General features: G+C 68.3%; 13 protein-coding genes and 2 tRNA genes. 3 read left to right on the plus strand and 12 right to left on the minus strand.

Annotation, left to right across the window (positions count from 1 at the left end):
* Positions 1 to 60: 60 nt before the first annotated feature.
* Positions 61 to 2112, plus strand: a complete 2052-nt coding sequence (locus tag QSU92_RS00260) for a M3 family metallopeptidase (protein ID WP_289264032.1) — start codon at positions 61 to 63, stop codon at positions 2110 to 2112.
* A gap of 24 nt (positions 2113 to 2136) precedes the next feature.
* On the opposite strand, the gene QSU92_RS00265 is transcribed toward QSU92_RS00260, so the two are convergent.
* The 6 genes from QSU92_RS00265 to QSU92_RS00290 form a co-directional block, all read right to left on the minus strand.
* Positions 2137 to 3258: an epoxide hydrolase family protein gene (locus QSU92_RS00265; protein WP_289264034.1), complete on the minus strand. Its 1122-nt coding sequence runs from the start codon at positions 3256 to 3258 to the stop codon at positions 2137 to 2139.
* 41 nt (positions 3259 to 3299) lie between these two features.
* Positions 3300 to 4568, minus strand: a complete 1269-nt coding sequence (gene clpX, locus QSU92_RS00270) for an ATP-dependent Clp protease ATP-binding subunit ClpX (RefSeq protein ID WP_289264036.1) — start codon at positions 4566 to 4568, stop codon at positions 3300 to 3302.
* Positions 4569 to 4714: 146 nt separating this feature from the next.
* The gene (locus QSU92_RS00275; RefSeq protein WP_289264038.1) at positions 4715 to 5398 is read right to left on the minus strand and encodes an ATP-dependent Clp protease proteolytic subunit; all 684 of its coding nucleotides are present in this window, start codon (positions 5396 to 5398) and stop codon (positions 4715 to 4717) included.
* 29 nt (positions 5399 to 5427) lie between these two features.
* The gene (locus tag QSU92_RS00280) at positions 5428 to 6018 is read right to left on the minus strand and encodes an ATP-dependent Clp protease proteolytic subunit (protein WP_248243040.1); all 591 of its coding nucleotides are present in this window, start codon (positions 6016 to 6018) and stop codon (positions 5428 to 5430) included.
* A gap of 176 nt (positions 6019 to 6194) precedes the next feature.
* Positions 6195 to 7628 carry a trigger factor gene (gene tig / locus QSU92_RS00285; RefSeq protein ID WP_289264042.1) on the minus strand — a complete coding sequence of 478 codons (1434 nt, stop codon included), beginning with the start codon at positions 7626 to 7628 and terminating at the stop codon, positions 6195 to 6197.
* A 73-nt stretch (positions 7629 to 7701) separates the two neighbouring features.
* Positions 7702 to 7775, minus strand: a tRNA-Pro gene (locus QSU92_RS00290).
* Positions 7776 to 7903: 128 nt separating this feature from the next.
* Between QSU92_RS00290 and QSU92_RS00295 the strand changes: the two genes are divergently transcribed.
* Positions 7904 to 7977, plus strand: a tRNA-Gly gene (locus tag QSU92_RS00295).
* Positions 7978 to 7995: 18 nt separating this feature from the next.
* Here QSU92_RS00295 and QSU92_RS00300 read toward each other — a convergent pair.
* Positions 7996 to 8535: a gamma carbonic anhydrase family protein gene (locus QSU92_RS00300; protein WP_289264046.1), complete on the minus strand. Its 540-nt coding sequence runs from the start codon at positions 8533 to 8535 to the stop codon at positions 7996 to 7998.
* Between the two features lie 31 nt (positions 8536 to 8566).
* A complete protein-coding gene (locus tag QSU92_RS00305) occupies positions 8567 to 10702 on the minus strand; it encodes an acyltransferase family protein (protein WP_289264047.1) in 2136 nt (711 codons plus the stop codon).
* Between the two features lie 153 nt (positions 10703 to 10855).
* Here QSU92_RS00305 and QSU92_RS00310 point away from each other — a divergent pair, with 153 nt between their 5' ends.
* Positions 10856 to 11341, plus strand: coding sequence for a Dps family protein (locus tag QSU92_RS00310; protein ID WP_289264049.1), 486 nt, complete (start codon positions 10856 to 10858; stop codon positions 11339 to 11341).
* 87 nt (positions 11342 to 11428) lie between these two features.
* Here the strand turns inward: QSU92_RS00310 and QSU92_RS00315 are convergent, their stop codons facing one another.
* The 4 genes from QSU92_RS00315 to QSU92_RS00330 all read right to left on the minus strand — a co-directional run bounded on the left by QSU92_RS00315 (position 11429) and on the right by QSU92_RS00330 (position 15214).
* The gene (locus QSU92_RS00315; RefSeq protein WP_289264050.1) at positions 11429 to 12934 is read right to left on the minus strand and encodes an amidohydrolase; all 1506 of its coding nucleotides are present in this window, start codon (positions 12932 to 12934) and stop codon (positions 11429 to 11431) included.
* Positions 12931 to 13578, minus strand: coding sequence for an FMN-binding negative transcriptional regulator (locus QSU92_RS00320; protein WP_289264051.1), 648 nt, complete (start codon positions 13576 to 13578; stop codon positions 12931 to 12933). Before QSU92_RS00320 ends, QSU92_RS00315 begins: the two co-directional genes overlap by 4 nt.
* 65 nt (positions 13579 to 13643) lie before the next feature.
* On the minus strand, positions 13644 to 14645 hold the full coding sequence (locus tag QSU92_RS00325) for an Fpg/Nei family DNA glycosylase (protein WP_289264052.1): 1002 nt from the start codon (positions 14643 to 14645) through the stop codon (positions 13644 to 13646).
* Positions 14646 to 14650: 5 nt separating this feature from the next.
* Positions 14651 to 15214, minus strand: coding sequence for a ribose-5-phosphate isomerase (locus QSU92_RS00330; protein WP_289264053.1), 564 nt, complete (start codon positions 15212 to 15214; stop codon positions 14651 to 14653).
* Positions 15215 to 15231 lie beyond the last annotated feature (17 nt).

The raw sequence follows: 15231 nt of genomic DNA on the forward strand, positions 1-15231 counted from the left end.
GCAAGGGTCACTTTGCAAAGGAGTGGTTGCACGCTGAGCCGCCTCGCTTAGGGTGGAGATATGACGGATGCCAACCCGCTGCTCGAGCCCTCATCCCTGCCCTACGGATTGCCCGAATACCGCCGGGTGGTGACGGCCGACTACCTCCCCGCGTTCCGCACCGCGTTCGCGGCGCATCGCGACGAGGTCGCCCGGATCGCAGCGGACCCCTCTGACGCGACCTTCCAGAACACGCTTGTCGCGCTGGAGGAATCGGGTCATCTTCTCGGTGACGTCGCGCGCACCTTCTATACCGTGTCCTCCGCCGACGCCACCGAGGACATCCAAGCTGTGGAGGAGGAGCTCGCTCCGCTCATGGCGGCGCATCAGGACGCCATCCAGCTCGATCCCGCGCTCTACGCACGCGTGCGTCATGTGTACGACAGCCGCGAGAGCAGCGATCTGTCGCCTGAGGACCGGTATCTCGTCGAACGGCGCTACCGGGAGATGACCCACGCCGGCGCTGCACTGGGAGACGACGCGAAGGAACGTCTGACGCAGCTGAATCAGCGGCTGTCGACCCTCACGACGACGTTCGAGAAGAACCTTCTGGCAGACACCAACGAGCTCGCCGTCGTCTTCGACGACGAGTCCGAGCTCGACGGACTCACCGAGGGCGAGCTGTCCGCGGCCGCTCGGGCCGCCGCAGACCGGGGCATGGAGGGGAAGTACGTCGTCACCCTCACGCTGTTCACGGGCCATCCGTATCTCTCGAGCCTGACAGACCGCGAGAGCCGCCGCCGCATCATGGCCGCATCACGGTCACGCGGCTCTCGCGGAAACGCGAACGACAACACCGGTGTGCTGCGCGAGATCGTGCGCCTGCGTGCCGAGCGCGCTCAGCTCCTCGGATACGAGTCCCACGCCGCGTACGTCACCGCGGATGAGACCGCCGGCTCTCCCGAGGCCGTCCGCGAACTGCTGTTCCGGCTGGCAGAGCCGGCTGCCCGCAACGCGCGGAAGGAGCAGGAGGCGCTGCAGCGCGTCATCGACGCGTCCGGCGAAACGTTTCCGCTCGCCGCGCACGACTGGGCCTTCTTCACCGAGCGCGTGCGCGAAGCGGAGTACGACCTCGACCGTGCGGCGCTTCGACCGTGGTTCGAGGCGGAGCGCGTTCTGAAGGACGGCGTGTTCCGAGCGGCCGCCGAGCTCTACGGCGTGAGCCTCACCGAGCGGCCCGACCTTCCCGCCTACCACCCGGAGGCGAGGGTGTTCGAAGTCCACGATGCCGACGGCACCCCGGTCGGGCTCTACATCCTCGATCTCTACACCCGCGACACCAAGCGCGGCGGCGCGTGGATGAACTCGATCGCGGTGCAGTCGCGGCTGCGGGAAACGGCGGCCGTGGTGGTGAACAACCTCAACGTGCCCCAGCCCTCCCCCGGCCAGCCGACGCTTCTCACCCTCGACGAGGTCACCACGCTCTTCCACGAGTTCGGCCACGCCCTCCACGGTCTTTTCGCCACCGTGACCTACCCGTCCCTCGGCGGGACCAACGTGTTCCGCGATTTCGTGGAGTTTCCGAGCCAGGTCAATGAGATGTGGATCTACTGGCCGGAGATCCTCAGCACCTACGCCCGGCATGTCGACACCGACGAGCCGCTGCCCGCAGAGGTCGTCGCGAGGCTCCACGCGTCCGAGGCCTTCAACCAGGGCTTCTCGACCAGCGAGTACCTGGCCGCGTCCTGGATCGATCAGGCGTGGCATCGTCTGGGGCCCGAAGAGGCAGGGGCGGACCTCGATGTCGCGAGCTTCGAGACCGGCGCCCTGGCCGAGATCGGCCTCGACAACCCTGCCGTCCCGACGCGCTACTCGTCCACCTACTTCGCCCACGTGTTCTCCGGCGGCTACAGCGCCGGGTACTACTCCTACATCTGGAGCGAGGTGCTCGACGCCGACACCGTCGAATGGTTCCGCGAGAACGGCGGGCTTACCCGTGAGAACGGCGATCGGTTCCGACAGCGGCTGCTGGGAGTCGGCGGGTCGAAGGATCCGCTGGAGGCCTACCGCGACTTCCGCGGCCGGGATGCCGAGATCGCCCCGCTTCTCCGCCGCCGCGGCCTCGACGTCTGAGGTCGCTGCGGATCCGCGCAGGAACTAGGGGACGAGGTCCAGGCTACGCGCGAAGCTCCGCACCCGCACAGCCATGTCTTGGGGGACCTCCGCGACCGTGAAGTGCCCGCCCTCGGTGAGCCGCTCGAAGACCCGGAGATCCCGGTAGAAGCGTCGTGCGAGCGATTCGGGATAGTCGGCCTCGTGACGCTGGATGTGAACGGCAGCCGGCACGCGCACCGGCGGGATCGTGTCCGGCTGATCGGCCCCCTCGTAGTACGGACGGAACGATGTGCCGATGCTCTGGGACACCCAGTAGATCATCGCCTCCGTGAGGATCCGGTCCCGACTGATCCTCCTCTCCACGAGGCTCGGGTCGCCCTCGGGCGTGTCGCTCCACTCCACGAGTTTCTCGCAGAGCCAGGCGAGGAGCCCCGCCGGCGAGTCGTTGAGAGCGACGGCGAGCGTGTCGGGCCGGGTGGCCTGAACGTGTCCGTACGCGCCGTGCAGCTCGTGATCGCGCGCGAGCCGATCGAAGAACGCCCGCTCGCTCGGGTCATCGAGACTGTCGCGCTCGCGACCCGTCGGAAAGTGGGCATGCGTCGCCACCACGCCGCCGACGACCTGTGCGCGTGTGGCAGCGAGGAGATCATTGACGTTCGCAGACACATCCTCGCCGTACGTGAGATACGTCTTGTAGCCGAGGACCTCGGTCATCAGGGTATGCATGGTCGAGGCCAGGCGATGCTCGGTCATCGGTCCCGTCGCGTACGGACGGGAGAAGGCGAAACCCGGCAGGCTCGGGACGACGACGTGGAAGTCGGGAAGCAGCTCGGCGAAGTCGAGTTGCAGCGCGAAGGTGTGCGGCCAGCCGTGCATGACGAGCAGCGCGGGCGCGTCGACTCGATCCGACCGGAGGTGCACGAAGTGGAGTGTGGTGTCCTCCATGTCGACCAGGAACTGGGGGAAACTGTTGAGGCGGGCTTCGTGCGCACGCCAGTCCCACACGCGCCACGAAGCTACCAGATCGGCGAGGTACCCGGCCGTGATGCCCGCTCGCGGTGCACGTGGCGAGTCGGGGAGCAGGCGTGTACGTCCGAGACGATCTCGCAGGTCATCGAGGACGTCGTCGGGAATCTCGATCGCGAAGGGTGTGGGTGCACTCATACCGCGACGGTACGCGGCACCTCGGACAACGACCTCCGCGGTCAGGCGCTCTTGCGCTTCTCGCGCAGCACGAAGGTCGGCGCGGCGCGCTCTTCGACGGCGGCCCGCGTCACGATGACCTTGTCGACATCCTCGCTCGACGGGATCTCGAACATGATCGGCCCGAGCACGTCCTCCAGGATCGCGCGCAGACCGCGCGCTCCCGTCTTTCGTTCCACGGCCAGGTCGGCGATCGCCTGGAGGGCCTCCGCGTCGAACTCCAGCGACACACCGTCCAGCTCGAACATGCGCTGGTACTGCTTGACGAGTGCGTTCTTGGGCTCGGTCAGGATCTCCATCAGAGCCGCCTGATCCAGGGGGTTCACCGAGGCCACGACCGGGAGCCGGCCGATGAACTCGGGGATGAGCCCGAACTTGTGCAGATCCTCTGGACGCACCTCGCTGAAGAGGTTCAGATCCTGGCCCTTGCTGTGCAGTGGTGCGCCGAAGCCGACGCCGTGCTTGCCGACACGGGAGGAGATGATGTCCTCGAGCCCCGCGAAGGCGCCCGCGACGATGAACAGCACATTCGTCGTGTCGATCTGGATGAACTCCTGATGCGGGTGCTTGCGACCGCCCTGCGGGGGGACGGATGCCACCGTTCCCTCGAGGATCTTCAGCAGCGCCTGCTGCACGCCCTCACCGGAGACATCGCGTGTGATCGAGGGGTTCTCGGCCTTGCGCGCGATCTTGTCGACCTCATCGATGTAGATGATGCCGGTCTCTGCCCGCTTGGTGTCGAAGTCGGCTGCCTGCAGGAGCTTCAGCAGGATGTTCTCGACGTCTTCGCCGACGTAACCGGCCTCCGTGAGGGCGGTGGCGTCGGCCACCGCAAACGGAACGTTCAGTCGTTTCGCGAGGGTCTGGGCGAGGTAGGTCTTGCCACAGCCGGTCGGACCGAGCAGCAGGATGTTGCTCTTGGCAATCTCGACCTCATCGGCGCGCTGCTCGGCGGGCTGCAGGGTGCCCTGGGCACGCACGCGCTTGTAGTGGTTGTACACCGCGACCGACAGCGCGCGCTTGGCGTCTTCCTGACCGACGACGTACTCCTCGAGGAAGGAGAAGATCTCCCGGGGCTTGGGGAGGTCGAATTCCGAGACGACACCGGTCGAGGACTCGGCCATCCGCTCTTCGATGATCTCGTTGCACAGCTCGACGCACTCGTCGCAGATGTACACACCAGGGCCGGCGATCAGCTGTTGCACCTGCTTCTGGCTCTTCCCGCAGAAAGAGCACTTGAACAGGTCGGCGCTTTCACCGATGCGTGCCATCACGGCTCCTCTTCGTCGCCTCGGGGTTGCCTCCCCCGTCGTCTCCGTCGAGCCTAACCTCTGCTGGGGACATGCGCGGGGATTGAGTCGGTGCGAACGCGATGACGCCCCCGTCGCGGGAGCGCGGGGGCGTCATCGTCGGTTGCTCAGCGGGTCAGCGCCGGCGCTCCCGCCGTTCGCTTGCGCGTGGTGAGGACCTGGTCGACCAGGCCGTAGGCCACGGCATCCTCCGCCGAGAGGATCTTGTCGCGGTCGATGTCCTTGTTCACCTCGTCGATGGACTTGTTCGAGTGGGCTGCAAGGGTCTGCTCGAGCCACGTGCGCATCCGCATGATCTCCGCGGCCTGGATCTCGATGTCGGAGGCCTGGCCGTGGCCCGCCTCGCCCATCGCCGGCTGGTGGATGAGGATCCGGGCATTGGGCAGGGCCAGGCGCTTGCCCGGTGCACCCGCCGCGAGCAGGACGGCCGCGGCCGACGCCGCCTGACCGAGCACGACCGTCTGGATCTGCGGCGAGACGTACTGCATCGTGTCGTAGATCGCCGTCATGGCCGTGAACGACCCGCCGGGCGAATTGATGTACATCACGATGTCCCGGTCGGGATCCTGGCTCTCGAGCACGAGGAGCTGGGCCATGACGTCATCGGCCGACGCGTCGTCGACCTGGACGCCGAGGAAGATCACACGATCCTCGAAGAGCTTGTTGTACGGGTCCTGACGCTTGTAGCCGTACGCCGTGCGCTCTTCGAACTGGGGCAGGACGTAGCGGCTGCCGGGCATCTGAAGGCCCTGCGGCGCCGACGGGGCGCCTCCGAAGGTGGGGGTCTGCATTCCTACTTCTCTCTCTTTCGCCGTCGAGCTCAGCTGTCGGTGGCGGTTCCGCCGCCACCGACGACGTCCGTGGCGGACTCGCGGATGTGGTCGACGAAGCCGTACTCGAGCGCCTCTTCCGCACCGAACCACCGGTCCCGGTCACCGTCGGCATTGATCTGCTCGACCGTCTTGCCCGTCTGCTTCGCCGTGATCTCGGCGAGGCGCTTCTTCATGTCGAGGATCAGCTGCGCCTGCGTCTGGATGTCGCTCGCCGTGCCGCCGAAGCCACCGTGGGGCTGGTGCAGCAGGACGCGGGCGTTGGGTGTGATGTAGCGCTTGCCCTTCGTGCCCGCCGTCAGGAGCAGCTGGCCCATCGAGGCGGCCATGCCGATGCCGACCGTGACGATGTCGTTGGGCACGAACTGCATGGTGTCGTAGATCGCCATGCCGGCCGTGATCGAGCCGCCGGGCGAGTTGATGTAGAGGTAGATGTCCTTCTCGGAGTCCTCCGCGGCGAGAAGAAGGATCTTCGCGCAGATCTCGTTGGCGTTCTCGTCACGCACCTCCGACCCCAGCCAGATGATGCGGTCCTTGAGCAGTCTGTCGAAGACGCTCGTGGCGACAAGTGGTTCGGCCATGTGTACTCCTGTTTCCGTGGTCGTGTCCTCGAATCTACCGGCGCGCGATTCGCACCCCGCCCGTGTTCGCCGTCGGCAGATCGCGCGCGTCGTACCGGCAGGCGCTCCCGTGAAGCGGGGACGAGAGAGGGACGGATGCCGCGGCATCCGTCCCTCTCATCAGTCGGCGCGTGCGCTTACTCGGCGGCGTCGGCCTTCTTCGCCCGGCTCTTGCGAGCGGGCTTCTTGGGAGCCTCGGCCTCCTCGGCTGCGATGACCTCGTCGGCGTCGGCGGCGGCATCCGCGATCTCCTCAGCCTCTTCGACCACCTCGTCCTCGGCGGTCTCGTCGTCCTCGAGCGCGACGAAGCCGGTCAGGTCGACGGTCTTGCCGTTGGTGTCGACGACGGTGACCTTGCCGAGGGCGACCGCGAGGGCCTTGTTGCGGGCGACCTCGCCGACCATGGCCGGAAGCTGGTTGCCCTGCTGCAGGGCGTTGATGAAGTCCTGCGGCGACATGCCGTACTGCGCAGAGGACTGGATGAGGTACTGGGTGAGCTCTTCCTGCGAGACCTGCACCTCGTATTTCTCCACGACGGCGTCCAGCACCATCTGGGTGCGGAACTGCTTCTCGCTGGCCTCGGTGACCTCGGCGCGGTGGACGTCGTCCTCGAGACGGCCTTCGCCCTCGAGGTGGTTGTGCACCTCGTCCTCGATGAGCTGCTGGGGCACGGGGATCTCGGCGCCGGCGAGCAGAGTCTCGACGAGCTTGTCGCGGGCTGCAGACCCCTGGGTGAACACCGACTGCTCGCCGGCACGCTCGCGCAGGCTGTCACGCAGCTCGGCGATCGTGTCGAACTCCGACGCCATCTGGGCGAAGTCGTCATCGGCCTCGGGAAGCTCCCGCTCCTTGACCGCCTTGACCGTCACCGCGACCTCGGCCTCCTGGCCGGCATTGTCGCCACCGATCAGGGTGGAGCGGAAGGTCGTCTCCTCACCTGCGGTCAGCGAGTCCACGGCCTCGTCGATGCCTTCGAGCAGCTCGCCGGAGCCGACCTCGTATGACACGCCCTCGGCCCGGTCGACCTCGTGGCCGTCGATCGTGGCGACGAGGTCGAGCTCGACGAAGTCACCGGTAGCGGCCGGACGGTCCACGGTCACCAGGGTGCCGAAGCGCGAGCGCAGCTTGTCCAGCTCTGCGTCCACCGCGGTCTCGTCGACCTCGACGGCGTCGACCTCGATGGTCGTGCCCTCGAACGCGGGAAGGTCGAACTCGGGACGAACGTCGACCTCGACGTCGACCAGCAGGTCGCCGCTGAAGTCCTTGGCGTCAGGCCACTCCACGACGTCGGCGCTGGGGCGGCCCATGACGCGGATCTCGCTGGCGGTGACGGCCTCGCGGTAGAACGCGTCGAGCCCTTCGCTCACGGCGTGCTCGAGCACCGCGGTGCGACCGACGCGCTGGTCGATGATCGGTGCGGGCACCTTGCCCTTGCGGAACCCGGGGATCTGCACGTCCTGGGCGATGTGCTCGTAGGCGTGGGTGATGCTGGGCTTCAGCTCTTCCGGGCTGACCGCGATGCGGAGCTTCACGCGAGTCGGGCTCAGCTTCTCGACGGTGGTGGTGACCATGCCTTGTGTCTCTCCTCGTCTGCCACCGCACGCGGACGCGTGGGCGTAGGTCTTCGTGATGGGGGGCCGAATGTCGGGGCGACAGGATTTGAACCTGCGGCCTCCCGCTCCCAAAGCGGGCGCTCTACCAAGCTGAGCTACGCCCCGGGCGGGTGCGCACGCATGCGTGCGCCGATCGGGCCTGTTGCAGTCTAGCCGACACTCCCCGAAGCCTCATCGTCAGGCGGCGCCTCTCGCGTCCATTACACTGGACAGGCTGCGGATCAGTCCGCCGCGGGGATGTAGCTCAATGGTAGAGCCTCAGTCTTCCAAACTGATGGTGCGGGTTCGATTCCCGTCATCCCCTCCATGGCCTTTCGAGGCCGCGTCACCCCATCGATTCGGCCTCCCCGTGTGTCGCCAGATGCCGAAGGTAGATCGCCGCGTTCTGACGGATGCCCTCGCGCTCCTCCTCGGTGAGCGGCCGACGCACCTTCGCCGGTACGCCCGCCACGAGCGACCCGGGCGGCACCACCGTGCCCTGCAGCACGACGGCTCCGGCGGCCACGAGGCAGCCCGCGCCGATCTGCGCACCCGAGAGCACAACGCTTCCCATTCCGATGAGCGAGCCGTCGCCGATCGAGCAGCCGTGGACGACCGCGTTGTGACCGACCGACACGTTCGCACCGACCACGACCGGGTGATCGGCGTCGACGTGCACCGAGACGTTGTCCTGCAGATTGCTCCCCGGGCCGATGCTGATGGAGGCACTGTCGCCGCGCACCACGGCGTTGTACCAGACGCTCGCCCCCTCGCCCAGGGTCACGTCGCCGACCACCCGCGCGCCCGCGGCGAGGAAGGCCGAATCATGGAGCGACGGACGACGGTCGCGGAGGGAGAGGACGGATGCTGCGGGGTCGATGCTCATGCCGGGAGCCTAGACGTCCGGCGGCGCGGGATCAGCGAGCGGCGAGCGCGTCGCGGATGGCCGCCTCGTACCAAGGCTCGAGGGTGTCGGCGAAGGTGACCGTCAGGTGGTCCTGGTCGCGGTAGACGTTCGCTCCCCCCACGACGGGCCTGCACACCTCGTCGTCGCAGAACACGTCGGTGAAGTCCAGCAGGGTGACCCCGGCCATCCCCTCCGCTGCCTCGCGCAACGGATCGTCCGCGACGAGAACGTCGGCGCGCCCACCGTTGCACTCGGCGGCGTCACGCGTGCGCAGACACTTGTTCGGATCGGTCTCCCACACGGGGTTGTCCACCACCGTCACGACGGGGGTGCCGCGGTCGATCATCTCGCTCCACGCCTCGCGGTAGCCCGCGACAGCGGCCTCGCGCGACGAGTCGAAGCCGTCCGACGCGTACGGGGTCGTGGCGAGCGCGGAGGTGAAGACGACATCGACGTCCCGATCGGCGAGAGCGGAGCTCACGCCCTCGCGCCAGTCGGTGCACGCCGCGCCGAAGGCGCCCGGCGTCGACAGCGGTGTGGTGTTCCAGGGGCACGCCCCCTTGAAGAACGTCGTCAGGTGCCAGCCGTTGCGCTCGGCCATCCGCTCGAATGTGGGCAGGAGCTGGAAGGCGTGGCTGTCGCCGATGAGCGCCACGCGCGGGGCGTCATCGGCATCGGACCCGAACTCGCACGAGACCGGGCGCGAATCGTTCAGCTGCACGAAGCACTGATCATCGGATGGTCGGTCCGCCCCCGCGAAGCCCGGTGCGGGCAGGATCGTCTCGGGCGCGGCGGCGTCGTCGCAGGCCGGATCGAGAACAGCTGCCGCGCCGAAGCACTCCGGCGGACTCTCCCGGAGTTCCGCCAAGGCCCGCACGCCGGCGTTGTAGGCGGGAGCGTTCACCGCCCACGCGGCACCCGCGGTGCTCGCCACCAGGATCATCGCCACCAGCGACGCCCACAGGGTGACCCGTGGCGGACGGGAGGTCAGCACTTTCCAGCTGCGGAAGGGATCCTCGACGAGGGTCTTCGTCAGCCACGCGAGCACGAAGCAGAGGACGAGCAGGGCGACGCGGTGGTAGATCGTCAGTCCCCAGAACGGCACCGATGGCGCGATGATGATCAGCGGCCAGTGCCAGAGGTACAGGGAGTAGGAGATTCCGCCGATGAACTGCGCGGGCCGAAGGGACAGCACGCGGGTCGGGTACCACCAGCGGTCGGTGTTCGACGCCGCGATGATGAGTCCGGCGCCGAGCGTCGGCACGAGGGCGGCGTACCCGGGGAAAGGCGTCTGTCCGTCGTAGGCGAAGGTCGCCCAGACCAGGGCCACGACCCCCACCCAGCCCGCCACGAAGCTCGCCCCCGCGGAGCGCAGGCGCAGCAGCGGCACGAGTGCGATGAGGGCGCCGACGCCGAACTGCCACATCCGGCCGAAGGTCACGAAGTACGCCGGCGCCGGGTCTGTGATGGTGTACACGACGCAGAAGACGAAGGATGCTGCGGAGACGACCGCCAGCACCGCGACCACGCTGCGGCGGACCGCGCCGCGCGCCCACTTCACCGCGGCCCACGCGGCGAGGAGCATCAGCAGCGGCCAGATGACGTAGAACTGCTCCTCGAGCGAGAGCGACCAGTAGTGCTGGACGGTGGTGGGATCGCCGCCGTTGTTGAGGTAGTCCGCGGATGTGATCGCGAGGTACCAGTTCTCGACGTAGAAGGTCGACGCGAGGATCTCGCGCACTTCGTTCGGCAGCGCCGAGGTCGGGGTCAGGTACGGCGTCATCGCGACCAGCGCGCAGAAGAGCAGCACGAGAAGGGACGCGGGCAGCAGCCGCCGTGCTCGTCGCGCCCAGAACTGTCCGAGGCGCACGGTGCCGGTCGCGGTGAGCTCGCGCATCAGGTGGGAGGTGATGAGGAAGCCCGAGATGACGAAGAAGATGTCCACGCCGATGTAGCCGCCGGGGAAGCGGCCCGGCCAGAAGTGGTAGAGCACCACGCACAGCACCGCGATGGCGCGCAGACCCTGCACGTGCGGGAGGAATCGAGTGGGCTCGGCGTGCTCGGGTGAGTGCTGTGCGCGACGGCTGCGTCGACCCTCGGCGTCGCCCGGGAGGCGCGGCTCGAGCGCGGGGTCAGCGGATGGCACGGTAAGACGGTAACCCCTGGCGGCAGCCGCCTCGCTCAGCGACCTGCCAGTGTGACGGGTTAGCGGAGCCTTCTCTTGCTTGCGGAATAGGGTGCGCGCACTAGCGTTGGATTCACTGGACCGCCGCGTGGCGGTTCGAAGGGAGCCGACAGAATGACCGACATTCAGACCACCCCCGCCACCGCCGCCGATCCCACGGTCGCCGCCGGCTCGGCGCAGTTCCTCGCCCCGGTCGTGCTGGGCCTGCAGGCTCTCGCCGTGAACGGCAAGCAGGCGCACTGGAATGTGCGGGGCGCGAACTTCATCGCCATCCACGAACTCCTCGATCAGATCGTCGACCACGCCCGACAGGCGGCAGATGACGCCGCCGAGCGGATCGTCGCTCTCGGGCTTCCGGTCGATGCGCGCACGTCGACCATCGCGCAGAAGGTCGCGCCCACAGCGGTGCCCGCCGGGTTCACCCCGTGGCAGGAGATCGTCCGCGACATGATCGCCGACATGGACGCGGTGATCGTCGATGTCAAGGCCGCGATCGAGGGACTCGACGAGGTCGACCTCACCAGTCAGGACGTGGCATTGGCCATCATGCAGACGCTCGAGAAGGACCGCTGGTTCCTCTTCGCACACCTCGCCGAGTGACAGCGCTCGCGTGACGACCAGGGCCCCGGATCCTCTGCGGAGGAATCGGGGCCCTTCGTCGCTGCGGGCGGATCATCCGTCTCAGGCTCAGGCCAGATGCGTGAGTCGCCCCGCGAGAAGGGTCGCCGCGACCGTCATCCCGCGCAGCTCGCTCTCCGTCGCGGTGAGCGGGTCGCTGTCGCACAGCACCAGATCGGCCGGGGCGCCGGGGCGGATCGCCGCCGGATCGGTCGAGCCGCCCCGTGTGGACGCCGCCAACGCCGTCTGCGGATCCAGCGCCTGCTCCGGGCGCCAGGCCGGCCTGCCGTCGCGCGTGCGGTGCACGGCGGCGGCCAGGGCGGCCCACGGGTCCAGAGGCGAGACCGGGGCGTCCGAACCGAACAGCAGTGTGGCGCCGGCATCGGCGAGGGCGCGGAGCGGATAGGGAGTCGCCGTCTGCGCCGCCCAGATCTCGTCGGTGAGATCCCGATCATCCACGGCGTGCTGGGGCTGCACGCTCGCGCCGACCCCGAGTCGCGCGAACCGCGGGATGTCCGAGGCGCTCACGAGCTGCGCGTGCTCGATCGTGCCGGTCGCTCCACTCAGCGCGAAGGCATCCAGTGCGTGCGAGTTGGCGACATCCCCGATCGCATGGATCGCGCAAGACAGGCCCGCCGCGGTAGCCCGTGTCATCATCTCGACCAGAGCATCCGGTGCGACAGTGAGCATCCCGCGGTCGTCGGGAGAGCCGGCGTACGGGTGCGAGCATGCGGCTGTGCGGGTCCCGAGGGAGCCGTCGGTGATGACCTTGAGTGGTCCGACGCGGACGAGGCCGGACCCTTCGCGGACGGGATCACCCGTGCGAAGGCCTGCGGCGATCGCACGTTCGAGGTGTTCGGGATAGATGCCGAACGCCACCTGCAGCGTGTCGAAACCTCTCTCCACGCGCCGGACCCATGCGTCTTCGTTCCAGGCCATGTCGAGATCCACGAGGCCCACCACGCCGCGGGCGGCTGCACGACGCGCCGCCGCTTCGACGAGAACGTCTGCGTGGCGGGCGGGCACGGCATTCAGTCGACGTGACACCTCGAACGCGGTGGTCTCGCGCAGGACGCCGCTGTCATCCGCCGTCAGCGACTCGCGGCGCAGGGCAGCGGAGTTGAGCCACACGCTGTGGACGTCGGCATTGATGAGGTAGGTGGGAACGTCTCCGGCGTGCTGGTCGAGCAGCGCCACAGTCGGCGAGTCCGGCCAGAGCGCATCGCGGAATCCGACCGCCACCCGACGCCCGTCGGGGAGCACCGGCGACGCCGCTGCGCGGCGTGCGGCCTCGACCGCCGTGTTCGCATCGACCACCGATGCCCGCTCCGCGGCGAGGGCCCACTGGGTGACGTGGACGTGGTGATCCCAGAGCCCCGGAATGAGGATGCGCCCGTCGGCCTCGAGCACCGACCCCTTCGGGCGGATGACGCCGGTCGGCGCGATGTCGACGATGGCGCCCTCTTCGAGGAAGACGTCCACGCGGTCGTTCGCATCGGCGACCGGCACAAGCTCGCGGCCAGGGCCCCGGACCCGCGCTCCGCGGACGACAGCGACCGACTCGCCGACGTTCACGCGGTCCGCCCGGATTCCGTCCTTGCCCGCAGTGCCCGCTCCATCTCTGCGGCCAGGGCGGGATTGTGGTGCGGGCCGTCGCCCGCGAGGCCGTCGATCACGGCGCGCACGACCTCTTCCGGCTTGTTCTGGCTGAGCTTTCGCTTGGCCACGACGCGGGTCGGCGTCAGCCGGAACCCGACGGTACCGCGTTCCAGCCGTTCGACGAAGGCGGCGTCGTTGGGTCGCTCCCACATGAGGCGGGGCTCGGGCATACCGGCTTCGAACCGCGCGACCAGTCGATCGAGGACGCGCAGGTTCTCGTCCGCGTCGAGGATCTCAGGGACGCCGGCAAGGTGGACGGCTGCGAAGTTCCACGTGGGAACGGACGGCACATCGCCGTACCAACCGGGCGAGACGTACCCATGAGGACCCTGGATCACGACGAGCATCTCGCGCGTGCCCAGGCCGTGGATGAGGTCATCCGGCTTGCCGACATGGCCGACGATGGTGAGGTCGTCACGGTCGCCCTCGAGCAGCACGACGTAGTGCGAGGCGACCAGTCCTTCGTCGCCGGCGCTCATGACAGTCGCCCAGGGATTGAGGTCGATGAGGCGACGCAGCTCCGCGACATCCGTCATCGCGAAGCTCGGATTCTGACGCATGGTCCAAGCCTAGGACGAGCGGGCGAACCGGCCGTCGCGTCCGCCTGCGGCGGGATGGCGCCCGGTCACGCCTGACAGGACGGACACCAATACAGCTTGCGAGAAGCTGCTTCCTCCACCACGATCGACGTGCCGCAGACCCGACAGGGCAGACCCGCGCGACCGTAGACCCAGTGCCGATGCTCGCGGCGGGCCATCGCACTGCGCCTCTCCTTCGCGGTGAGTCCGTCGCGCGTCATCATCTGACCCGTCTCGACGCCGATGAGCAGGAGCCGCGACCAGTCGCGCCAGATCTCGCGCACAGTCTCCTCAGGCACCTCCCGGCCCGGCGTGTGCGGGTTGAGCCTCGCGCGGAACAGCAGCTCCGCACGGTAGACGTTGCCGATGCCGCTGACCACGCTCTGATCCATGAGAAGCAGTCCGATCGGCGTCACGGTGCGCCGCACCCGTGCGATGAAGCGCTCCTCCCCCTCGTGGGCATCGTCGACGAGGGGGTCGGGTCCGAGCTTCGCCAGAGACTGCTGCACCTCATCGGGGGTCTGGATCACGCATGCGGTCGGACCCCGCAGATCGGCGCAGGTCAGCTCCGTCAGCAATCGCAACCGCACCTGGCCGCGCACCGGCGGAGGCCACTCGGCCGGGTCGCCCTCCCCCGCCAGGCCCGTGGTCTCCTCCGACATGCGCACACGACCGCGCGCGCGACGGGGCGCGCCGATCGAGGTCAGGGAGTTCTCGCCCGCTGCATCGAGGATCGCCTCCTCGGGCGTTCCGCGCTGATTGGTCTGCCCCATCCGACCATTCGAGGCGGCGATGGTCGGGTCGGAGACGATCTCACCGGCGAAGTCCCACGCTCCGTACAGACCAAGGTGCACGCGTAGCCAGAGGTCACCGTCGAAGGCGACGAACATCTGCTTCCCGACGGCGCGGGATTCGATCGCTTCACGCCCGTCGATGAGCGCGGCGCCCTCGGCGAAACGACCCTGGGGGCTCGATGCCGACACCGTTCGCCCGACGAAGTTCTGCGCGATCTGACGGGCGATGCGGTGGACGGAATGGCCCTCCGGCACCGGTGTCAGCCGGCCTCGGGGTCGAACGAGCTGGTGTCGTCGGCCAGGACGTCGGGCTGCACGTCATCCGCCGTCCCCGGACCGGTCGCGCGGGGATCGGGGCCGAGGCTCCCGTCGGTCTCGAACGCCGCGATCTGCGCGATACGGCGCTCATGCCGCTCCTCACGGGAGAACGGCGTCTCGATGAAACGGTCGATGAACGCCGACGCCTCGTCGAACGTGTGCTGCCTTGCACCGATGGCGATCACATTGGCGTCGTTGTGCTCGCGTGCGAGCTCCGCCGTGGCGATACTCCACACCAGCGCCGCGCGGATGCCGTCGACCTTGTTCGCGGCGATCTGCTCGCCGTTGCCCGAGCCCCCGAACACCACCCCGAGCGCCTCGAGTCCCGCTGCCTGGTCACGCACGACGGCCTGAGCGGCGCGGATGCAGAAGGCGGGGTAGTCGTCGAGCGCGTCGTATTCGATCGGACCGTGATCGATGACCTGATGCCCCTGCGCGGCGAGGTGATGCTGAAGCTGCGTGGAGAACTCGAGACCGGCGTGATCGGTGGCGATGTGGATGCGCATGGCCTTCATCCTAGGGA

The organism is Microbacterium sp. ET2, assembly GCF_030347395.1.
Classification (GTDB): domain Bacteria; phylum Actinomycetota; class Actinomycetes; order Actinomycetales; family Microbacteriaceae; genus Microbacterium; species Microbacterium albipurpureum.